Raw genomic sequence first — 22,277 nt, 5'->3', positions numbered from 1 at the left:
CCACGCATCGCAGGGAGGCGAAATGAGGCCCAAGCTTGTTGTTGATTACGTCGTTTATTTGATCGTTCGCCTGTTCATCTGCACGGTACAGGCAACGCCCCTTTCGGTCTGCGCCCAGGTTTCCAAATGCCTGGCCTGGCTGGCAAGCGACATTCTGAAGATCCGCGGTAACCTGGTTCATTCGAACCTGAAGAATGCCTTCCCAGAGATTACCGTTGAAGACCGGAAGAAGCTGGCCCGCCGCAGCTGGTACCACTTGTGCCTGATGGTCTGCGAGATCGCCCACGCGCCGCGCAAGCTGCACGATACCAACTGGCACAAGCACATCCAGATGAAGGACATCCACATCCAGATCGAGCAGGCCCTCGGCCGCCGCCCGGTGGTGGTGCTGCTGGGACACTTCGGCAACTTCGAGGTGATGGGCTACTGCACCGGCATGCTCGGCTTCCCCACCTACACCGTGGCCCGGCCGCTGGACAATCCGTTTCTGCACAAGTACCTGGAAGAGTTCCGAAGCAGCACCGGCCAGATCATCCTGCCCAAGCAAGGGAGCGCCCCGTACATCGAAGAGGTACTCAACCAAAACGGAACGCTGGCCCTGTTGTGCGATCAAAACGCCGGCGCGAAAGGATGCTGGGTCGAATTCCTGAACCGCCCGGCCTCGTACCACAAAGCCATCAGCGTCTTCTCGATGACCAGCGGCGCCCCGCTGGTGTTCCTCTACATGCGCCGCACCGGCGGCCCCATGCAATTCGAATTCGGCGTCGAAGGCATCTACGACCCCGCCGAGTGCGACGAACCTAAAGGGGTCAAAGAAGTCACCCAGTGGTACAACGAAATGCTAGAGCGCGTGGTACGCCGCGACCCAGACCAGTACTGGTGGGTGCATAATCGCTGGAAAGACGACCGACCGGCGAAGAAGCGGGAGAAGGAGAAGAAGCGGTTGGAAGCGGCGCGGGTGGCTGCGGCTGCTTAGTGGAACTGAAAAACAATTCACCCATCAGAATTGTTCTTGCTTATTTGCTGAAAACATCGTATCACCAAGAAACATCCCCACTAGCAAATCGTCAAATTCATATCGTTTCTCGTCGATTGCTCAGATGCGTTTAAAGCAGATCATGCACCCGTGACGAAAACAGGGTAAACGGAGTTTCGCATGACGCTCATATATCTACTATTTGGAATGCTTCCACTTGCGATGGGATTTGCAATGTTCGCAGTGTTTTCTGCGTACTTTCCTAAATCCTAAAGCTTTCGCTTCCTTGTGTTAATCGTCTTCTTTCGGACGACTCTGCCAACCACAAGGGATTTCCCTTCTTAACAAATTTGAAGGTTCAGTGGCAGTCGTTTGTATTCCTACGTGTTCACTGGCATGATATGCTATCTTGCTATCTTGGCGGAGCTTGTGCAGTGCAATCGGTACTGGACGGTAAGTTCTTACGGGCTGAATTATGTATTAGGAAAACGAATAGATGAGATTATCGCACCTGAAAGCGGTAGTATTTGGGGCACTCGTGTTTCTTATGGCCTGTGAGTGCTATGCTCAATCGCCGATAGGAAATGAATCGAGCATCTTTCACGCCGACTTCCGCAGGCGATCACTCGAGTCGCGTTATTGGAAGGTAGCGTACCATCCTCCGTTGGTCGACATGACTGATAAAGAGTTTGAGCAACTGCTACGAACGGGTGCGGAAAATGAAGTCGAAAAGCTTATCAGTCTTTTTGCAAAGCCCTTTGCAGACATCCCGATCCCTGAGGATGATTTTAAAGCCTTACTGCGCCAGGCAATCACGAACGCAAAGGGATACTCCGAGTCCGAACTAATCGAAGTAAATTTCGGCATTTTGGAAACCAGTCATTGGGCCGATGGTTTCGGATATTCCGCTTCAGTAGGGAACGGGGTTTGGGAGCAGATTACATTTAATGATTCGAATGAGATTGCCGTCGTAACACGAAGTGTCGATCTTGGTGGCGGGGAAACGCATAATGAGCCCAAGTTGACTTACGTCCCCTACGTCGCTTTGGGTCTTAATCGTTCGTGGGCGTATCTCGATTTGCAATCGACTCCATCTGAAGCGGACATTGATCTCAACGTTACAAAAGGAAAGACTCGAGTTAAAAAGTTTTTGCGACCCGGCGCATATGAAATCGAGGCAGCAAAAGAAGGCTTTGTAACGCAGCAGAAGAAGATCGACGTTCACGGCGGTAATGCGTATGAGATTAAATTTGAGCTGGATAAAGTCAAAGTTGACGAAACGGAAATGAAATAGAGCACTTGTCAAACATGCTTTGGGTAGGTTGGCAGTATGGTTCAACTTAGGGTTTGTCTTTGTATCTTCAGTGGCTTGGTTTTCCTCTCTGCATTGGTTGTTTCTCTCGGCATTTTTGCGGGAATGTTTTCGTCGGGAGTCGCGGACGCACTCACGTTTGACGACCATGTCGAAAAGGCGATAGAAATGCGGATGAGTCTCTCTTCGTCACTCTATCAGACAACTATTGTCGTAGTCGCCTCGATCTGGGGTATCGCGATCCTCAAGAAGAAAGAGACCGTGGGACTATTGGAATCCCCCATTGAAATGCTCATGTTTTGGTTTGCGAACGTTACTTTGCTTGTAGGCATTATTTCTCATTTCGTATTCTCGTTTGAAATGTCGCAAATAATTCTCTACTCGGGTAAGTGGCAGAACTCGGTACCAGATATTGCTCAGTGGGACGTGATGAACGCTTTCATCGCGCAGGTTGTCGGTGTCTTTGGTGGACTCGTGTTAGTAGGGCTTACTTTTACAAGCGGTAGATGGCTTAGGGCACCTAGCGCGACACCGGATGATCATTCCACTGACGAAAATGGTCCTGACGAAACACCTCAAGAGCCAATGACCGAAGTATCAGCGGAAGAACCGGCGGACGCTGAAGTTTCAGACGACGAAGTTCATCAGTAACGATTCTTCGAGATTGAACGGCAACCCAACTGACGAAAAACTGGCCGCAGTGCAATGCGGCCTCCATCACGAACCACTTGTCTCTTGAACACCCGAAACATGAAACCAGTCCGGATCAGGCTGGGTTAATCGTGGAAGCCACGGGACCTGAACTCCTTCCACATAATAGTGTACTCGACCAGTTCTAATCCACTGCCCGACGGCATAGGTCACGCTTGACAGGGTTCCTACGGATGTAGCCCCGTAAGCTGGGTCTAGACCCAGCGATTACACACCGGCAGCAAGCATGTGATCCGAACCCCAAGTCGAATCACACCGCCGTTGGCGCGCCTTGATACGGGCGGCAAATGCTGGGTCTCGACCCACCTTGGGATGCGTGTATCTGATTCGCACTGGCCGAAGGCCAGTGGCACACGGGGCCAGGTCTTTGCCCGCCAGTGCCACTCGCCGCGAACCTGAGATGGTTCGATTCTCGGCATTACGCTTACGCAGTCTGCTCGGCATGTTTTCCTTCGGCGAATTCTTCGATCGCCTTTTCGCAGAATGCCGGCAGGTCGTCGGGATTCCGGCTGGTAACCAGACCTTCGTCGCACACGCATTCCTGGTCGACCCAGTTGGCACCAGCATTCGTCAAATCGGTTTTGAGGCTCGGCCATGACGTGACCTGACGGCCTTCAACGACGCCTGCTTCGATCAGCGTCCAGGGACCGTGGCAAATGGCCGCGACCGGCTTATGCTGTTTGAAGAAGTCGCGGATGAAGCTCACGGATGTTTCGCACATGCGTAGCGAGTCCGGGTTGGCGACGCCGCCTGGCAGGACGAGTCCGTCGAAGTTTTCGGCCGAGGCTTTTTCGACGTTCAGATCGACCTCGAACTGGTCCGCCTTCTCGTCGTGGTTCATCCCTTGAATTTTTCCATTCTTGGGTGAAACCAGCACGACTTCAGCTCCCGCCTCTTGGATGGCGTCCCATGGTTTGGTCAGTTCGACTTGCTCAAAGCCATCGGTGGCGAGAAATGCAATTCGTTTACCCTGTAGTTTCTTAGACATGTTCTTCCCTTTTTTTTCATGAATGTTTGATTGTGCCTGTCGCGGTCGTCGTACGAAACGCAATGGCGTGCCTCGCTCAGCATGGTCGTTGAACAACCAAGCCTGTTCGCCGCGTTAGACAGAACGGCTGAAAGTGGCTTTCCAGCCGAGAGGGACAATATTCGTTACTATTGATGCAGATTGCGCGCCAATCATTTGAGACGACAGGCGAACCATTGAGCCAAAAAGATGGAGACCGGCATCTTATCTGCCTTCAGCGACCGATGAGCTTTCACACGAGGATGCGTAGAAACGAATGGGACAGAGGCCAGTGGCAAATGGTAGGATGAATTCATCCATCGATACGATCCCCAGGCCCGCACAAACACCATGCAACGTCTCGCACGACTTCTGGTTCGGATTATCGTTATCCTGGTCGGGGGCATGTCCGCCGCGGTCTTCGGCGCATGTCTCGGCGGGCTGGTGGCCTCATGGTTTGGGGGTGGGCTGTTGGTGTGCCAGTTGTCGGCGATCTACACCGGCGTGGCCGCAGGGTGCCTGGGCATGGGTGGGGGGACCCTCTTTATGGACGAGTGGGAGAAGCGGTCCCCGGTGGTGACTCTCGATCAAGTCGTCGATTGGTGGCACTGGTGGAAGAACCTTCTGCGTGACCCCCTGCGGGGCGATCGCTTTCTCGGCAAAACGGCCCAGCCCCACGACTAGGCTCTTCCGTGGGCAAGTGTTACTTCAAAGCATCGACGCGCACCAGTTTCATGATCCGCCCTGCCACGTTCCAGTCCTGCACGTACAGGTTCCCTTCGGCATCCCAGAACGAACCGTGCGTTCCGCTGAACACGCCTTCTACCCATTGATCCTGCGGGATGTTGTAGTTGCGTCCCTTGGCTGGGTCGGGGTTGTTGCCGAGCACCGCGATGATGGTGTTCGTTTTGTCGAGCACTACCAACCGGCCGTGCAGGTCAGGCACCGAAACGAAGTCTCCTTGGATCGCCACGGCAGTCGGCATGCCCAGGCCGGTGATCACTTCTTCGATGAACTCACCGTCGAGCGTGTAATGCAGCAAGCGGCCTTTCGGCTGGTGGTTGCGATCGCAGATCAACAGTCGGTTCGGCTCGTAGCGCGTGTCGAGCGTCATGCCGTGAGCCGTATTGAACTGCTTCAGGCCATTCCCTTTTTCACCGAAGTGCATCACGTACTTGCCATCTTTATCGAACTTGAAGATGTGATTGCTGGCGTAACCGTTGGACAGGTAGATATCGCCGTTGGCAGCCACGGTGATCGCGGTCGGGTTGAACTTGATCTTGCCCAGGCCGGCTTCTTCCGGCAGCGGCAAACGCAAGACGACCTCGCCGGTGTGGGCGTTGAACTTGATCCCTTCGGCGTCGTTGTTGCGGGCACCGTAAATGAACTCGGCGTCTCCTTCGGTGCGAATCTCCATGTCGTGGATGTTCGAGTAGTCCTTGCCCAGGTAGCTTTGAATGACGTTGCCATCGGGCGAAAAGACGAAGACGCCTGCCTTGGCGCTGGTGTAGATGTTGCCTTCTTTGTCGATCACCACCGACCCATGGCACGGGCCGATCGCCGATTGGCCATCGGGTCGCAGACCCCAACCAGGAACCGTGTCGAACGTCATCAGCCCGCAACCCATCCGAACCGGCGGCTGCTTCTCCTGGGCGACAAGCGACAAAGCCATGACGCAGGTAAGGACAAGGGCGACTGGCATCGAAAGCAAACGCATGATGGGAACTCCGAGATGACCTGTTCGGTGGTGATTGGGGGGAAGCGTGCCGCAGCAGCACCAAGGAAAGATGGCTGACCGCGGCAAACAGAAAAGGGCAAGGCAAGGTTGTGAGACCCAACGGCCACGATGCGGCCACCCTCCTAAAAGCGAATGGCAAATCGGGCATCGCTGCGTCTGGTACCAGCATAACACGCCAAATTGCGTGTTGTATCACCTGTCTAGAAAAATTTTTGATGCGGGCGTTGAAAGAGGTACGCCCATGCTCCGTGGAACGACTGCACGGTGCCGGCGCAGCCGCAGGAAGGGATTGAGTACTTCAACGAAGCGACGCAGCGGCGGTTCCAAAATCCATTGGCAATCGTCGTGATGCCCGGCCAAGCACCCGCCTAACGACTATCACTCGCCCTTGGATTGAAGCAGCACAAACGCCGTGATAAATCCAATGACACTTCCAAACACACCAATCCACGCGAGAACGGATAAACATCGCGTCAAGTAAATCGACCAAGGCTGCCAGACTTTAAATTCCTCGTACCCGACAAGTGGAAGAATTTCTTCCACCGAGTTTGCCGTGATCGCCCCATGTTCCGTGGCGTTATCGCTATCTGGCTCAGGAATGACGACGCCTTCCTGATTCTCGCCGCTCAAAATCTTCGCGATGCTAGGCTGAAGAACGAGTCCTTTCGCTTTTCTACCCTGGACCGGGTCGGGGTAGGTAAGAAAGGCAAGGAAGAGAAGGTATATCACGCCAAATACAATAAAGCTCGCGGCGAAAAACTTCATTCGACTCTTTTTACGAGCCTTCGAGATATCCTTCCAAAATTGAAATCCCCAAATCAGGATGATGGCCTGAACGACGGACGTAATGACCCCTACAGCCACCCTGGATGGCCATAGCGGTCCGACTGCCACGATGATGTCAGCCCACGGAGACAAGATTGCCAGCTTCGCGATCCACGAAGTAACACTCTTAAAGTTGGTAATAAATTTCCAAAAGTCATCCACAAGCTATAGACCTAACATCATTGCAGGACAATAGACACGCTTGATCTGTCGACCTTTATCAGATGCGGACCAGAAGATTTTTTCGTCCCAGATGGTTCCTCTGACCATCTCATAAAGTACCAATACTTGCCAAACAACGGCACATCGTCCCGTTGAACTACCATCTCCCAAATTGGTTTTCGTCCTTCGAGTTTGGCTAGTGTCGGTTCCAGCGCATGCATCATCCACAGTTTGGAGCCCGTGGGAATCGTCGTAATTTTGACGGTAAAGGTCCCGGCAGAGACGGCTGGCCGCGCTGACAACCCGCGCCAACTGGCCATTTCTTTGGAAGCCATCGTGAACGTGGCGTTTAGCTGCTGGTCGACTTTGAATAAATCTTTTTGCGTCAGTTTGCCGTCTTTCAGTTTGTCAAAGGCTTTCTCGATTTCCGCATCCGCCGTCGGAAGAACCTTATTCCAAATTAGACGATCCTCTCCCTCAAAGGGATATTGACGGAGTACCTCGACTCGCATTTGGCTATCGAGCAGTTCGGCCGCGAGGCCCATGTTCTCGGCGGGAGGTGGAGGTGGAGGATAGATCTGCGCATTCCCGAAGATCGCGGTGAGTTCTCCACCTTCTTCTCGGAAAACCGGCTCGGCGACTAGGACGTCTCTTGCCTTAACGCTCTTTTCCGCCACTTCCTTGAACTGAGCGTAGGACTCTTGGCTCGATGCGAAAGAGGCACACCAAAGACACACCACCAGGGACATCAGCATGGTGACAGGGCGTGGGACGAGCATGACAGACCTCAACGAGAGCGGAAACGTGCAATCACACAATGCGAAGATGTCTTGTTCTACAGACAATAACGCAGTGTAAATTAGCAGGTTCATCGCCAGAGTCAATCAAAACCACTCTACCAACGCCATGACAATGATACTTGTATATTGCTCTATTGCGTTGTTAACTCTCCATCTAGATAGGTAACGATTTATTGACGTCTGCGCATCCAATCCGATAGGGGCGACCAAAGGAAGTCCCGGAATTCGTGGCAAAATGGCTGGCAGAGGCATTCGATTTAGGGCGCAGACATCAATAACACTCTCTTCCTAGTACATGTACAATTCCGCGTTGCTTTCCGTTACGCTGCAACCGACGGTAACCACCACCAGTGGATGCCTTCACGACACTCGCCAGGCACAACATCAATGGCACCCGTTCTCAATTTTGAAGAGAAGACCAACCACGGATGACACGGATGAACACGGATAGAAGAGAAATGGTATGTGGGTGCCACTGCCGCCCCCGGCAGTGCGAAGTTGGTACACGTTCTCGATTCATTCCCTTCCGTGATATCCGCGTCATCCGTGGCCAAAAATTTTTTCCGCGCGCACTATCTCACTGAAGCGCTAGTCCTCTAAATTGCACGTACACCCGACGAAGCAACCGCGCTTCCCGGGTGCCGTGCCCGCGTTCGCGTGGGCCTGCAAACCTTCAACACACACGAAAAAATCATGTCCCATCAACACGCCTCACAACCTGAAACGCACGGAGTGAACGCATCAGCGCACGCTCCGCAGGTTGCCGTGCGCGAGGGGAATCGGCTTCTCTGCCCCTGCTGCGGAGAAGTGTTGATGGTCTTGCAGGAAGAGCCGGCCAACGAGTCGCAGCCCAAAAAATTCTGGCCGCCGAAGATGGCCCCTCCGAAACGAACGCCTCGCCCACAATCGGCCACGCTCAACGAAATCATTCGTCGGCAGGAGGCCCAGGAAGAAGCCGCGTTTCAGGCTGCGATGGCAAAGGACGTTTCCCACGACGAGCCGCCTGTTGAAGCGTTCGACCCCGATCGACCGCACTACCGGGCCGACAGCATCGTGGTCGAAATCGATCCGGAAATCAACGCGTACGAGTTCCCCGAAATCGATCCTCCCCTGGTGCCCAATGGCTTAACGCCCAAACGTTCGCGAAGTGACTCAGGCGAATACCGCGAGCCCCGCGAACGCGACGCCGTGACGCGTTACGAGGAACGAAAACGGTACCGACTGCGGCAACCGCTGCGCGAACCCCTCACGTACGAAGCCGCCCGATTGTACGCGTGGATGTTCTACCGCATGAAGAAGCTTAACCTGCAGTTGATCGAGGAGATCACCGCGAAACAGGCCGAGATCGACGCGTTAGAAGAAGAACTCAACGCACCCGTCGAACAGGCATCGAGCGAAGAACAATCCGAAAGCGAAACGCAGCCCCAAGTAATCTCCCGAGCCGAAACCAAGCAGATCATCACACCCACACGACGCGAACGCGTGCTTCGTGCGATTGAAAAGCGTGTCCACGCGGACATGGCGTCCGCGATGGAAACACAACGAGTCGAAACGGCTAACGAGCGTGGGCCGCCGTGATTGTGTCAGCCCCTAGGGGGCGGCGTAAGAAACTGCGTAAGATTCGTTCCGAGACTATCGCGAACGTCGGCCGCGCATGCGCTTCTATCAAGCGAGAAAAACCCCTCACCCTGGCCCTGTCCCCTCAGGGGCGAGGGGACAGGAATGTGCGCGCTCATATTGTTGAGCCGTCGCAGGAAAAACGCTTACCGAGGAAACGCGATGACCTTGGCTTCGGTCGTGGGGGTCGTTCCCTCTTCCTGAACCATTTCATACAGAAGTTCGCGCGTGACGTCGCAGTCGCGGGGTTCGCTTTGTTCGACGCGATCGCTGACCAAGCGTTCGGTCGTCTGGCCGGTGATCAACACCGTGTCGCCGATTTCGGCCTGGCTCAATGCGTAGCGAATCGCTTCTTTGCGGTTGGGAATCACGTGTGCTTTGGCCGGTCGGGCAAAGCCGTCGATGATGTCGTGCACCACTTCGTTTTGCGAGGTGCCACCGGTTCCGCTCATGGTGATCAGCGAGACGTCGCTCCCGCGTTCGGCAACTCTTCCCAGTAAAGGGCGATTCACCCGGTCGCTCGATTCGTGAGCACCCAGCACGCAGATCAGCCGGCCGTGGGTTACTCGGCGAAGCGTTTTCAAAGCGACGGCCAGTCCGTCGTGGGTATGGGCCTGGTCGATGAAGACGCCGTACGACTGGCCGCATTCGATTCGCTGCATCCGGCCCGGCAAGGTCTCGACCGACTCAAGCCCGCGAACGACCGTTTTCAGATCCACTCCATAAACCAGGCACACCGCCGCGGCAATCAGGCAGTTGTAAACGTGATGGTCACCAATCATCCGCGTACAGACGGGCACGCTTTGGCTACCGGCTGTCAGCATGAACGTTTGTTCGCTCTTGTGGCGTTCGACCACCGAAGCGGTGATTTCGCCGACCCCATGCACGGCAATCGACAGTGAAGGGACTTCCGCCTGGTTCAAGAGCCGCACGCAGTTCGAGTCATCCCCGTTGAAGATCGCGACGCCTGTGCTGCGGAGGTATTTCAGCAGCTTCTTCTTGGCTCGGTAGTAATTGCGGGCCGAGCCGTGCAGTTCGATGTGATTCTGGCGAATGTTGGTGAACGCGGCGACGTCCAGCTGAACGCCAGCCAGATGCTGCTTGACCAGACCTTCGCTGGAAGCTTCGATCACCGCGTGAGTGCAGCCGTTGTACTGCATGCGGGAAAGCATATCGGCCATGATGGCCGGGTTGGGCGTGGGGTGGCCCCACGATTGTTCGTCGTAGCCGTTGTCGAAGCCCAGGCTGGTCAGACTGCCGACCTTGGCGCCCGCCTTTTGCAAAATGGCTTTGATCAGCAGGCAGGTGGTCGTCTTGCCGTTGGTGCCGGTGACGCCGATCACCTTGATGCGGTCGGTTGGCTGATCGGCCAGGGCATGGCAAAGCTGTCCGTATGCCTCGCGGCTGTCTCCGACCACACACACCGGCACGCTAACAGGGAGTGGTTTTTCGGAAACAACCGCAGAGGCACCGCGCTCGATGGCTTCATCGACTCGATCGTGACCGTCTTCTTGGTCTTCGCAGATGGCAATGAAGACCTCACCAGGCAAAACGTGTTCAGGCCGGGCACAACAGGCTTTGGCGAAGATGTCGCTTCCGCCGAAGAATTTCGCTTCCGGTAGCAAACTACGAAGCGATACTCCAACGCGAGAAGTGATTGTCTGCGACATCGTTGGCCTCCTTGCCAATTTTGGGCGCGAACCGTATGAGAAAAACCTCGAATCCATCCGAAGTTGATACGCAAACGACCTGTCCTGGTTCTTCCTGACCGGGGACATGCCTAAAATAGGCTTGTCGCTTGACGTTGCCGCTAATGTTTTCCATTTCCGCTCAAGAGTCAACCCGACTTTGCCGACATCGCCCGCAGGCGATGTCGAGTTTTCAGTGTGAAGTGTTCAGTTTTCAGTAAGAAAGACCCCAGTCGGATTCCTTTTCTTAATGAAAACGGAACACTGAAAACTTCCAACTAAGTCAAAACCAGCGCTTCCCACCCCATGGAAGCCCATCCACCAACCTGCTCTGCTAGCAAGCCTGATTACCATGCCTTCCCAAGATTTTGATTTGGATGAACTGGCCGCTTATCTTCACCTGACACCCCCTCAGGTCGAAAAGCTCGCCAGCCGCGACGATATTCCCGGCCGCAAGGTCGCTGGAAAGTGGAAGTTTTCCAAAGCGGACATCCATCATTGGCTGGAGCATCGGATCGGCGTGTTCGACGATACCGAGCTGGAGCGCGTCGAGGGGGTGCTCGATCGGCACGGCAAGCACGAAGAGCCGGTCCGAATCTCGGACATGCTGCACGAAAGCACCATCAAGATTCCAATCACCAGCCGCTCGCCGCGCAAGGTGATCACCGAGATCTGCGACGTCGCGATGCAGGCCGGTTACCTGTGGGACGAACCGAAGATGATCGACGCGGTGCTGCAGCGTGAAAGCATGCATTCGACGGCGCTTGACAACGGCGTGGCGCTGCTTCACCCGCGGCGGCCGCTGCCGGCGATCATTTCCGAAGGCTTTCTGGCGATGGGACGCACCTACCAGGGAATCCCGTTTGGTGGCAGCCGGGGGATTTTGACCGACGTTTTCTTTTTGATTGGCTCGATCGACGATCCCTCGCACCTGCGAACGCTGGCCCGGCTCAGCCGGATCATTAACGACAGCACGGTCCTCGAAGGGATTCGCAAGGCTGATCACGCCGACGAGGTACTCGACCTGATTTGCGAACGCGAGGACGCCATTTAGGTGGAAGCTGCGAAGCGACAGATATTGATATCCGGCGACCTCGATTCCCAGGAATTCGACGGGCTCGCTGCCTGGCTGAGCACCTGGCCCAGCATCGAGCTGCACGCCGAAGAAGCCGCCCCATGGGTAGCCAACTTCGACCTGATCCTGCTGTGTGCGGCCCGGCCTGGCCGCTTTTCGGCAGCCGACGTCGAGATGCTTCGCCAGCGAAACCCGTTGGCCCAGTTGATTCAGATTTTCGGTCCCTGGTGCATCGGCGAGGCCCGCACCGGTCCCGTACCCGATGGCATCCAGCGGATGGCCTGGTTCGAGTGGTCGTACCGCTTGCCAGAAGCGATCGAAGGCCTTTCGCCCGTCCCGGCGACGTCTTCGCCGCAAGAACAGGCATTGGCCTCGCTTGCGGAGGTATCCATCGACGGCCCTTCCGCGGCGGTCGGAATCTTGGCAACCACAGCGGCCGACTATGATTACCTGCGATCGGCCTGTAGCGCCCTGGGGTATTCTGCCAGGTGGCTTTCGACCGAAGAGCCGACCAAGGCGAACGACCTGGACGCCCTGGTAGGGATCGTCCCCGGCACCGATGGGGCGGAATTCGCCGAGCTATGCCGTTGGTTCTTGGCGATTCCGGCGGCCGCCAAGATCTTGTGTCTGGGAGCTCCCTCGTGGGAAGACTGGCAGAAAGCTCAATCTTGCGGCGTTACGGCAATATTAGGGCAACCTTTCCGCCTGGCCGATCTGGCGACGCTGCTCAAACCGCAGGCAGATTGCGGCATTTTGCCCCTCGTCAATCGGCCGTAAAGCCGATAGGATGAGGAGTTCGACCAGCGGTATGAGTCCTGACTATAGGACTCCGCGTTCCTTAAACCCCTGATCCAAGCTTCATGACCAGTTTGCCAATCATCGATCTGAATGCACCCAGCCCCTCCAAGGCCGCCGACTCGTGCGGTTCTGACGGTGCCAAGGGAAAGTATTCCTTTATCAGCCTGGGTTGCCCCAAGAACCTGGTCGATAGCGAACGCATGTTGGGCCTCTTGGATCAGGACGGCTACCAGCTAACGCAAGAGACCGAAGGCTCCGACTTCGTCGTGATCAACACGTGCGGCTTCATCGAACGGGCCCGCGACGAATCGTTCGCCGCGATCGAAGAGATGCTTGAACTGAAGCGCCAAGGGAAGATCAAAGGGGTGATCGTCTCCGGCTGCCTGGCCGAAAGGCAAAAAGACACGCTGCTGGAAACGTGCCCCGAGATCGACCAGATCGTCGGCGTGTTCGGCCGCGAAGAAATCACCCGCGTGGCCGATCGCCTGGTGGGCAAGCTGGAAGAACAACGTACCGTCTTCAAACCGGCCCCGGTGCGAGCCCTGAACGATCGTAACCGTTTGCGAATCACGCCTCGGCATTTTTCGTACCTGAAGATTTCCGAAGGGTGCGACCGGCTGTGCACGTTCTGCGCGATCCCAAAGATGCGCGGCAAGCACGCGACCAAGCCAATGGAAGAAGTGGTCGCCGAAGCGGAAGAACTGGCCGCCGATGGCGTGCGCGAGCTGATCGTCGTCGCCCAGGACACCACCTACTATGGCATGGACCTGTACGGCGAGTCGCGACTGGCTGAACTGCTTTCCAAGCTGAACGAAGTCCAGGGAATCGACTGGATTCGGCTAATGTACTTCTACCCGATGTACGTCACTCGGCCGCTGCTGGAAACGATTGCCGCGTGCGACAAAATCGTCCCGTACGTCGATATTCCGCTGCAGCACATCAACGACACGATGCTCCGCCGGATGGCCCGCCGCGTGACGCGCAGCCAGACCGAAGAACTGGTCGGACAGATGCGTGAGATCATCGCCGACTTGAACATCCGCACGACGTTCATCACCGGCTTCCCTGGCGAAACGGACGAGCAGTTCCTGGAACTGGCCGACTTCATCGAAGCCCAGCGTTTTGAACGCGTGGGCGTGTTCACCTACTCGAAGGAAGAAGGGACCCCGGCGGTTCGCCTGGACGATCACTTGCCGGAAGAACTGATGGAGCAGCGCCGCGAGCACTTGATGGCGATCCAGCAGGAAGTCGTTTTCGATCACAACGAAGCGAAGGTCGGCCAGACGATCGACGTGTTGATCGATCAGCCGGTGCCCGGCGAGAAGACGGCATTCATCGGCCGAACCGTCGCCGATGCCCCGGACGTCGACTGCGTCACCTACGTCACCGGCAAAGGACTCAAGCCAGGGGATATCGTACCGACCGAGATTGTCATGTACAAAGACTATGACCTGGTCGGCGTGGCGAGTGGCCCTGCCAGATAGCGCAATACCATTACCGCCGCTCAGCAGGGGCGGCTCGGCGGATACTTCATGTCAGATAAGCCCATTCCATCGGACGTCATCTTCAATGTCCCCAATACATTGACGGCCATCCGCTTCGTTCTTTCGATTGTGGCCTTCGTCCTGTTGCCGCTGCACTTGATCTGGGCGGCCCTGGTCATCTTCATCGTGGCCGTCTCAACCGACTGGATCGACGGGTACTGGGCTCGAAAATACAACCAGGTCACCAAGTTCGGCCGGATCTTCGATCCTTTCGTCGACAAGATCATCATCTGCGGAACGTTCGTCTTCCTGGTGGCGATCCCCGGAAGCGGCGTCGCGGCATGGGTGGCCGTGGTGGTGATGGGACGCGAGATGCTGGTGACCGTGATACGCAGTTTCGTCGAACAGCACGGCGGCGACTTTTCCGCCAACTGGCCAGGCAAGTGGAAGATGGCCTTCCAGTGTGCGCTAGCCATCTTGTCGATGATCGTTCTGGGGTTGGATGATGGAACGGCCCAAACCACATGGTACGGCATCAGCAATGTGGCAGTGTGGCTCGTCTACTTGTTCAATTTGATCGTCTGGGGCACCGTTGGTCTGACATTGGCATCGGGTTGGATTTATATTGTGGATGCCGTTCGCATGATTCGCTCCGGAACCCTCTCAACAGACTGAGCCATATTTGTCGTGATTCCATTGATCCTTGGCTTCGGTCTGATCGGATATGCGTCGCTGGTTTTAATGATCAGCGTTAGCGTTTGGGTGGGTGTCGTTCGCTGCCTGGCGACCAATCAGCCGATCCTCGAAACGCAGCCTGCCCCGGTTGCTCGCTGGGGCCTATTGGACATTATCGGCGGAACGCTCGGGTTCATCGTCTTGGCGAACTTGTTCGTCTCTCCCTATGTGGGCGGCGGAGCATCAAGCATAGCCGATCTGACGGTCGAGCAGCGGATCGGTGCGATGTGGGGGCAGATCTCAGCACAGTCACTGGTGTGCCTGGGGATCTTCATCCTGATCATCGCTCGCGGCGGGCTGACGCTGGTGATCGGCGACAATTGGGCCGCATTCCGCAAAGACGTGCTGATCGGCATTGCCACGTTTTGTGCGCTATGCGTGCCGGTGATCCTCCTGCAGGTCGTGATCGCGCAGTTCGTCGAATACAAGCACGAACTGATCACCATGATCATGGAGTCCCCCACGCCGGCGATCATCATCCCGGTGCTGGTCTCGGCCGTGTTGGTCGCGCCGCTGACCGAAGAGTTCGCCTTTCGCCTGCTACTGCAGGGATGGCTGGAAGAGGTCATGGCGGGCCGGTACCTTTCCGCCGGACAGATCCTGATGGGCCGTCATGGAACGCCCCAGAAAGATCTAAGCGACGGCTTGCCTGAAGAGCGCTTCAGCGCCGAAACCGAAACGGAAGAGATTCCCCCGGCCGAGCCAGCTTACCCCGAGCGTCCTTCGCTGATGGTCTTCCCGATATTTGCCAGCTCGATCATTTTCGCCCTGCTGCATTTTGGCCAGGGAGCGGCCCCGATTCCGCTCTTTTTCCTGGCCCTCGGTCTCGGATACGTCTACCAGAAGAGGCGCACTATCGTTCCGAGTCTGGTCGTGCATATGATGCTCAATGGGCAATCGATGCTGCTTTTGATCTTTCAGATCTTCTTCGGCGAGTCGCTCGAAGCACCGCCGGTTTAACTGGCCCACGGCTCCCTTTATAATGCGGCTCTGGCAAAGGGAATCAGCGATACTGTCATTGTTTGCCGGCATTCGCTTGGCTTCCCACCTTTCATGACCCCATTAGCAGCATTACAGCGGAGCTTTGTCGCATGGCGTTCGGATTTGGCATTATTGGTACCGGGATGATCGCGGAATTTCACGCCAAGGCAATCGCCGACATTCCCGACGCCAAGCTGATCGGCTGCTACAACCGCACCGCCGAAAAGGCGAAGAAGTTCGCCGAAGCGCAGGGCATTACCGCCTACGAAACGCTCGAAGAGATGCTGGCCAACCCCGAGATTCATGTCGTCACCATCTGCACGGCCAGTGGGGCCCACATGGAACCAGGCGTCGCTGCCGCCAAAGCCGGCAAGCATGTCATCATCGAGAAACCACTCGACGTGACCCTCGCCCGCTGCGATGCGATCATCGACGCTTGCCGCGAGAACAACGTCAAGCTGGCAACCATCTTCCCCAGCCGTTTCCATGGTCCTTCGACCGAAATGAAAAAGGCCGTCAACGAAGGCCGCTTCGGGAAGCTTTCGCTGGGGGATGCCTACGTGAAGTGGTTCCGCACGCAGGAGTACTACGACAGCGGTGCCTGGCGCGGCACATGGCAGTTGGATGGCGGCGGAGCCCTGATGAATCAGGCGATCCACAGCGTCGACCTGCTGTGCTGGTTAATGGGGGACGTCGAGTCGATCACCGCCAACTGTAGCCTGATCGGGCACGAGCGGATCGAGGTCGAAGACGTCGCCGTCGCTTCGCTGAAATTCAAAAGCGGCGCGCTCGGCACGATCGAAGCCAGCACGGCCGTGTACCCTGGCTACCTCAAGCGAATCGAGATCCACGGCACGAAGGGTTCGGCCGTGATGGAAGAAGAAGACATCAAAAGCTGGGACTTCGCCGAACCGACCGAAGAAGACGAAGCCATCAAAAAACGTCTGGCCGGCAAGACCGAAACCGGAGGAGGTGCCGCCGACCCGAAAGCGATCGGCCATCATGGACACCGGGCCCAGTTCGAAGATCTGCTGGCCGCCGTCCAAGAAGACCGCGAACCAGCCATCAACGGCCCTGAAGGCCGCCGCTCGGTCGAGGTGATCCTGGCAATCTACCAGGCCGCCGCCACTGGCCAGCGCGTTGATTTCCCACTCAAGAAAGACCCCGACCTCAGCGGCTGGTCGCCAGGGAAGTAGAAGTTTCCTGTCCCCTCTCCACCGTCTGCGGGGGTGAGGGGACCAGAACGCTTACTTTGCAGCACCAGACAGCTCCTTGCGAAGCGCCGCCAGCCCGGTCAGGTTTTCCTGCAGCGACTCCTTCGCGTCGAGTTCATTCCGGTGATCCAGAATCCCGATCGGCCCGTCGTAATCGCTGGCGACAATCGCTTCGATCATGGCCCGTTCGTACTTCCCCTTACCGGTGCCCAGGATCTTCGGCTGAGCCTTATCGTTCATGCCGTTCAGGTTCAAGCAAATCAAGTACGGCTTCATTAGCGCGAACACCTCCGCCCAGTCGGCGATGTGCTCGTGACCGTGATGAAAGTTGTAGACGATGCCCACCTGGTCGTAGCCCATCTCACGTAGCTTCTGGCAAACGGCCACCATGTTCCGCGGCTCGCCGCCCCAGCCGCCGTGGTTGTAGAGTCCCAGTGGAAGGCCGGCCTGTTTGGTTCGCTCGGCCACTCCTTTCAAACGGTTGGCGGCCTGCTCGACTTTGGCTTCCTGAGACTCCGCATTGGGCTGCGGAATCATGTCCCAGATCTGCGGATGCAGGTCGTACTTTTTGAACAGCTCCAGCGCCTGGTCGTGCGTGCGCCAGAACGCGAAGAACTCGATCCCTTCCTTTTGGTACGCCTGAATCTCGGCCTCGAAGGTTGGTACGTGCTCGGCCCGCCAGTCGTAGGCACACTTTTGAATGCCGAGCTGCTTGAGCATCGCGGCGCGCTGCTCGGGCGTTCGCTTCGACGCATCGAACGGCACGATGCACCACGCAACGAGGTTGTCTTGCCGCAGCACCTCAGGCTCGTCCGCGTGAACCCATGGCAAGCATAGTGAGAACGAGAGGATGATCAGCAGAGGATGAGATTTCATCGGAGGTTCCCGAGTTATTTGGAAAGGTAATCAATGGGGCAGGGACCCCTTATGATGAAACGTCCTGCGACGACTTGCAATCCATGCCTGGCGCATCGCCTCAAATACTTTCGAAGAGAAATTGTGACAAATGGTGTGGCACACACTAGAATCACGAGAGCGGGGCCGATTCGGCCGCGCGTCCTCCCTTCGCCTTGTCCCGCCAAGTGATCGCATGCCTTCCCCTTTTCCTATTCATGGTGTCGTCCGTGTCATCGCGGTCTTGCTTGCATTGGTAAGCCTTCGCGATGCGTATGGACAATCACCCCAGACGTTTTCACTTCTGGCCGATGAGTATCAGCAGCAGATTCACCCACTGCTAAAGACGTACTGCATCGATTGTCATTCGACCGCCGAGAAGCAGGGAGAACTCGATCTTGAGCGGTTCGCCAGCCTGGCTGATATCCGACGCGATCCGGCCAAATGGCAAAGCGTGCGGCAAATGCTAACGACCGGCGAGATGCCGCCTGAAGATAGCGACCAACCAAGTAAGCCGCAGCACGAACTACTCGCCAGGTGGATCGACCGCTATCTCAACGCGGAGGCCCAAGCCCACGCTGGCGATCCCGGACCGGTGGTGCTGCGTCGGCTGAATAACGCGGAATATACGTACACCGTTCAAGACCTCACCGGCGTGCCGCTGGAGCCTGCCCAGGAGTTTCCCGTCGATGGTGCCGCTGGCGAAGGCTTCACCAACACCGGCAACGCGCTGGTAATGTCACCTTCGCTGGTTCAGAAATACCTGGACGCCGGCAAAGAGATCGCCCGGCACGCGGTGCTGCTCCCTGATGGCTTCCGCTTTTCGCCTGGCACCACGCGGCGCGACTGGACCGATGAGATCCTGGCCGACATTCGCGGCATCTACTTCAAGCACATTCGAGACGTCGGCAACGCCCACGCGCTCAATCGCTGGAACGTGAGCGACCCCAAGCGGATCATGGCCCAGGAGGGACGCGTCGACCTGGCTCCTTACTTCGCCGCCCTGATCGAGCACCGCGACCAGCTGCAAAGCGATCTGTCCCAAGCCGAGCGGATCGCCGAGCAGAGCCATCTCAACGCCAAGTACTTCGCGCTATTGGCCGAAATGCTTTGCCGTGATAAACCAGCGTCGCCGCTGCTGGAAGATCTGAAGCAGCGCTGGCGAACGGCCGATGCCTCGCAGGCCGAGTCCCTTGCTGCCAGCGTACGGGCGTGGCAAGACGTGCTGTGGAAGTTCAACGCGGTCGGTCACTTCGGCAGCATCCGACCTTCGCAGGAAGCCGTCACGCCCCTTTCCCCGCAGAAGACCTTTCGCATCCCGATTGAAGGCGGCGCGCCGTTTCGACGACACCTTCACGCGGTCCCCTTGACCGGCGACGAGAGCCCAGGCGTACGCTGGGAACGCGCTCGGATCGAGCGCAAGGGCCAGCCGCCGATTCTGCTTCGCGACCTGGCATCCACGGTCGAAGCGATGCGTGCCGTGCGAAAGGAAGTCGTGGAGAACTCGCCTCGCTATCTGGCAGCGGCCTGGCAGATAAAACAGTCAAAAAAGGAAGTTGACTTAGATACGCTAGCCGCCGATCTTGGTGTTCATGCTGGCGTGCTGAAGCAGTGGCTCCTCCTGCTGGGCATCCCGTGGAAGGAAACGCTTCCCAGCATCGAACTGCTTCCCCAGGCCATGCACAACATCGGCGGCAACGCGAAAATCAGCGGCTGGGGTAGTCCCGGTCTCGACGCGCTGTCGGTGGTGGGCAACGCAACCGACGAGATGGCCCTGATTCCCGGTCAGCTCAAACCGCACGGCATCGCGGCTCATCCGCGGCCCGAGCGGTGGATCGCCGCCGCGTGGCAAGCCCCGGTGGATGGTACCTTCACGATCGATGCCGTCGTCCGCGACGCGCACAATGCGTGCGGCAATGGGGCTTCGTGGTGGCTGGAACATCACCGGCCTGGCACCACCACCGTATTGCAAGCAGGCGACTTCGACTCGGGCGGCGAGGCGAAGATTCAGCCGATTGCCGAGTACGCGGTTTCGCGTGGCGATCGCATCGCCCTGAAGATTGGCCCGCGCGACGCGAACCACTACTGCGACTTGACCGAGATCAACCTGACGCTGCGCGAGCGCGGCGGCGATTCCCGCACGTGGGACCTGGCGGCCGACTGCTCCGCCGATCTGGCAACCGCCAATCCTCATCCCGATCGCTATGGCAACGCGGCGTGGGTCTTTTACAGCGGCACGCTCGACGGGCAGCCCCCGGCCAGTCCGATTCCGACTGGATCGCTTTTGGCCCAGTGGCAATCGGCCAAAAGCGAAGCGGCCGCAAAAGAGCTTGCTCAGCAGATCGACGCGAAGATCAAGAAGGCGGCCGGCACCGAGCCGCTGGAAGAAGCCGACTATCTGTACGTCGACCTGGTTGCCTGGAATGGGCCACTGGTCGCCGATGCGGTCGAGGCGACAACTTCGGCGGAAGACGCCTCGGCGCTGGATGCCAGCGAGATCGAAATCCCCGGCGAGTTGTTCGAAGGAGCGGAACTGGTCGTCACGGCGAAGCCCAGTACGGCGCAAGGGGTTTTCCAGGTGGCCGTCACTTCAAACGCTTCAAGCGGACTTCTGCCTGATGGTGCGCTGATTGGCGACGCGCGGAACCTCGATCGCTTGAAGAGCATCTGCGACGACTTTCGGCACTACTTCCCGGCGATCGTATGCTACCCGCAGATTGTCCCGGTGGACGAAGTAGTGACGCTGGTCCTTTTCCATCGCGAAGATCAAGAGCTGGCTCGGTTAATGCTCGATAGCCAGGAGCAGGCCCGGCTCGATCAGCTGTGGCGAGAGCTGCGATACGTCAGCCGCGATGCCCTCGACATCACGGTGTCGCTGGAACAGTTATTGGAGTTCGCCACGCAGGATGGCGATCCGACGATCTTCAATCCGCTGCTCGATCCGATCAAAAGCCGAGCCGAAGCGTTTCGCCAGCAGCTGATCGATACCGAGCCGGTTCATGTCGACGCGCTGGTTCGCTTCGCCGCCAAAGCGTATCGGCGTCCGCTGAGCAACCACGACGAACAGGCGATCCGCGATCTCTACCACGAGCTTCGCGGCCAGCAGCTTTCGCATGACGAGGCATTTCGCTTGTCGCTAGCCAGAATTCTGGCATCGCCAGCGTTTCTTTATCGCATCGAAACGCCTGGCCCGGGGAAAGTGGCGGCGCCGATCTCGGACTTCCAGCTTGCCACGCGGCTAAGCTACTTCCTGTGGTCTTCGACGCCGGGTGAGTCATTGCGTACGGCCGTCGCAGCAGGCACATTGCAAGCGCCCGATGAACTTTTGGCCCAGACGCGGAGGATGCTGAAGGACCAGCGCACGCGGCGAATGTCGATTCAGTTCGCTTGCCAGTGGCTGCACATTCGCGACTTCGACACGTTCGACGAAAAGAGCGAGCAGCACTACCCGCAGTTCGCCGAGCTGCGCGGCGACATGTACGAAGAGTCGGTTCGGTTCATGCAGGATCTGCTGCAGAACGATCGCTCGATCCTCGACGTCCTGCAGGCGGATCACACCTTTTTGAATGAATCGCTCGCCGAGCATTACGGCATTCCTAATGTGACCGGCGATCACTGGCGCAAGGTCGACGGTATTCGGCAGCATGGCCGCGGCGGGATTCTCGGTCAGGCAACCGTGCTGGCGAAGAACTCCGGGGCATCGCGCACCAGCCCGATCCTGCGTGGCAATTGGATTTCCGAAACGCTGCTGGGCGAGCGGCTGCCGCGGCCGCCGCTCAATGTGCCGGTGCTGCCAGAGGTCGCCCCCGCAGGGCTGACCGAACGGCAGCTGATCGAGATGCACAGCAGCGTCAGCGAGTGTGCGAAGTGCCACAAGCGAATCGATCCGTACGGGTTTGCCCTGGAACAGTTCGATACGATCGGCACGCTCCGTAGTAAAGACGCCCATGGCCTGCCGATCGACGTGAAGTCGACCTTGATGGATGGGACCGACGTCGAGGGCCTCGACGGCATTCGCGACTACCTGGCAGGCGTGCGGCGCGAGACGTTCGTGCGCCAGTTCTGCCGCAAGCTGCTGGGCTATGCCCTCGGTCGTTCGGTCCAACTTTCAGACCAGCCGCTATTGGATGACATTTACGTGACACTCACGGAACACGACTTTCACGTTCACGTGGCGATTGAGAAAATTATATTGAGCCCTCAGTTCCGTCAGATTCGCGGCCGCGAGTTCGTCGGCATCGAGTAGAAACGGCTTTTAGGA

18 protein-coding genes are annotated in these 22,277 nt (G+C 57.4%); 12 read left to right on the top strand and 6 right to left on the bottom strand.

Annotated elements, in window-relative coordinates; translation table 11 throughout:
• The first annotated feature begins 22 nt into the window (after positions 1-22).
• The 3 genes from Pan97_RS12415 (at position 23) to Pan97_RS12405 (ending at position 2,939) form a co-directional block, all read left to right on the top strand.
• Positions 23-976, top strand: coding sequence for a lysophospholipid acyltransferase family protein (locus tag Pan97_RS12415; protein ID WP_144972972.1), 954 nt, complete (start codon positions 23-25; stop codon positions 974-976).
• A gap of 673 nt (positions 977-1,649) precedes the next feature.
• On the top strand, positions 1,650-2,270 hold the full coding sequence (locus Pan97_RS12410; protein ID WP_165698725.1) for a PEGA domain-containing protein: 621 nt from the start codon (positions 1,650-1,652) through the stop codon (positions 2,268-2,270).
• Between the two features lie 36 nt (positions 2,271-2,306).
• Positions 2,307-2,939, top strand: a complete 633-nt coding sequence (locus Pan97_RS12405; protein ID WP_144972968.1) for a hypothetical protein — start codon at positions 2,307-2,309, stop codon at positions 2,937-2,939.
• Between the two features lie 484 nt (positions 2,940-3,423).
• Here Pan97_RS12405 and Pan97_RS12400 read toward each other — a convergent pair whose 3' ends face one another.
• A complete protein-coding gene (locus Pan97_RS12400; protein ID WP_144972966.1) occupies positions 3,424-3,987 on the bottom strand; it encodes a type 1 glutamine amidotransferase domain-containing protein in 564 nt (187 codons plus the stop codon).
• Positions 3,988-4,356: 369 nt separating this feature from the next.
• Between Pan97_RS12400 and Pan97_RS12395 the strand changes: the two genes are divergently transcribed.
• A complete protein-coding gene (locus Pan97_RS12395) occupies positions 4,357-4,689 on the top strand; it encodes a hypothetical protein (RefSeq protein ID WP_144972964.1) in 333 nt (110 codons plus the stop codon).
• Between the two features lie 19 nt (positions 4,690-4,708).
• Here Pan97_RS12395 and Pan97_RS12390 read toward each other — a convergent pair whose 3' ends face one another.
• The 3 genes from Pan97_RS12390 to Pan97_RS12380 all read right to left on the bottom strand — a co-directional run bounded on the left by Pan97_RS12390 (position 4,709) and on the right by Pan97_RS12380 (position 7,602).
• On the bottom strand, positions 4,709-5,722 hold the full coding sequence (locus Pan97_RS12390; RefSeq protein ID WP_144972962.1) for a 6-bladed beta-propeller: 1,014 nt from the start codon (positions 5,720-5,722) through the stop codon (positions 4,709-4,711).
• Between the two features lie 399 nt (positions 5,723-6,121).
• Positions 6,122-6,730 carry a hypothetical protein gene (locus Pan97_RS12385; protein WP_144972960.1) on the bottom strand — a complete coding sequence of 203 codons (609 nt, stop codon included), beginning with the start codon at positions 6,728-6,730 and terminating at the stop codon, positions 6,122-6,124.
• Positions 6,731-6,747: 17 nt separating this feature from the next.
• Positions 6,748-7,602: a hypothetical protein gene (locus tag Pan97_RS12380; RefSeq protein ID WP_144972958.1), complete on the bottom strand. Its 855-nt coding sequence runs from the start codon at positions 7,600-7,602 to the stop codon at positions 6,748-6,750.
• A gap of 621 nt (positions 7,603-8,223) precedes the next feature.
• Here Pan97_RS12380 and Pan97_RS12375 point away from each other — a divergent pair.
• Positions 8,224-9,108: a hypothetical protein gene (locus Pan97_RS12375; RefSeq protein ID WP_144972957.1), complete on the top strand. Its 885-nt coding sequence runs from the start codon at positions 8,224-8,226 to the stop codon at positions 9,106-9,108.
• A 185-nt stretch (positions 9,109-9,293) separates the two neighbouring features.
• Here Pan97_RS12375 and Pan97_RS12370 read toward each other — a convergent pair whose 3' ends face one another.
• The gene (locus Pan97_RS12370; RefSeq protein WP_165698724.1) at positions 9,294-10,817 is read right to left on the bottom strand and encodes a Mur ligase family protein; all 1,524 of its coding nucleotides are present in this window, start codon (positions 10,815-10,817) and stop codon (positions 9,294-9,296) included.
• 370 nt (positions 10,818-11,187) lie between these two features.
• Between Pan97_RS12370 and Pan97_RS12365 the strand changes: the two genes are divergently transcribed.
• The 6 genes from Pan97_RS12365 to Pan97_RS12340 all read left to right on the top strand — a co-directional run bounded on the left by Pan97_RS12365 (position 11,188) and on the right by Pan97_RS12340 (position 17,104).
• Complete coding sequence (locus Pan97_RS12365; protein ID WP_144972953.1) at positions 11,188-11,889, top strand: PTS sugar transporter subunit IIA; 702 nt, start codon at positions 11,188-11,190, stop codon at positions 11,887-11,889.
• Positions 11,890-12,687, top strand: a complete 798-nt coding sequence (locus Pan97_RS12360; RefSeq protein ID WP_144972951.1) for a hypothetical protein — start codon at positions 11,890-11,892, stop codon at positions 12,685-12,687.
• A gap of 83 nt (positions 12,688-12,770) precedes the next feature.
• Positions 12,771-14,192: a 30S ribosomal protein S12 methylthiotransferase RimO gene (gene rimO, locus Pan97_RS12355; protein ID WP_144972949.1), complete on the top strand. Its 1,422-nt coding sequence runs from the start codon at positions 12,771-12,773 to the stop codon at positions 14,190-14,192.
• 48 nt (positions 14,193-14,240) lie between these two features.
• Positions 14,241-14,867, top strand: a complete 627-nt coding sequence (pgsA, locus tag Pan97_RS12350) for a CDP-diacylglycerol--glycerol-3-phosphate 3-phosphatidyltransferase (protein WP_144972947.1) — start codon at positions 14,241-14,243, stop codon at positions 14,865-14,867.
• A gap of 12 nt (positions 14,868-14,879) precedes the next feature.
• Entirely contained in the window at positions 14,880-15,887 is a 1,008-nt protein-coding gene (locus tag Pan97_RS12345) for a CPBP family intramembrane glutamic endopeptidase (protein WP_144972945.1), read from the top strand.
• Positions 15,888-16,018: 131 nt separating this feature from the next.
• The gene (locus tag Pan97_RS12340) at positions 16,019-17,104 is read left to right on the top strand and encodes a Gfo/Idh/MocA family protein (protein WP_144972943.1); all 1,086 of its coding nucleotides are present in this window, start codon (positions 16,019-16,021) and stop codon (positions 17,102-17,104) included.
• A gap of 51 nt (positions 17,105-17,155) precedes the next feature.
• On the opposite strand, the gene Pan97_RS12335 is transcribed toward Pan97_RS12340, so the two are convergent.
• The gene (locus tag Pan97_RS12335) at positions 17,156-17,998 is read right to left on the bottom strand and encodes a sugar phosphate isomerase/epimerase family protein (RefSeq protein WP_144972941.1); all 843 of its coding nucleotides are present in this window, start codon (positions 17,996-17,998) and stop codon (positions 17,156-17,158) included.
• Positions 17,999-18,212: 214 nt separating this feature from the next.
• On the opposite strand from Pan97_RS12335, the gene Pan97_RS12330 reads away from it, so the two are divergent.
• The gene (locus Pan97_RS12330) at positions 18,213-22,262 is read left to right on the top strand and encodes a DUF1592 domain-containing protein (RefSeq protein ID WP_165698723.1); all 4,050 of its coding nucleotides are present in this window, start codon (positions 18,213-18,215) and stop codon (positions 22,260-22,262) included.
• Positions 22,263-22,277: the final 15 nt, after the last annotated feature.

The sequence above is a fragment of the Bremerella volcania genome, from assembly GCF_007748115.1.
GTDB lineage: Bacteria > Planctomycetota > Planctomycetia > Pirellulales > Pirellulaceae > Bremerella > Bremerella volcania.
Note: the sequence above shows the minus strand (reverse complement) of the source record. Positions and strands in the feature narration are given on the sequence as shown.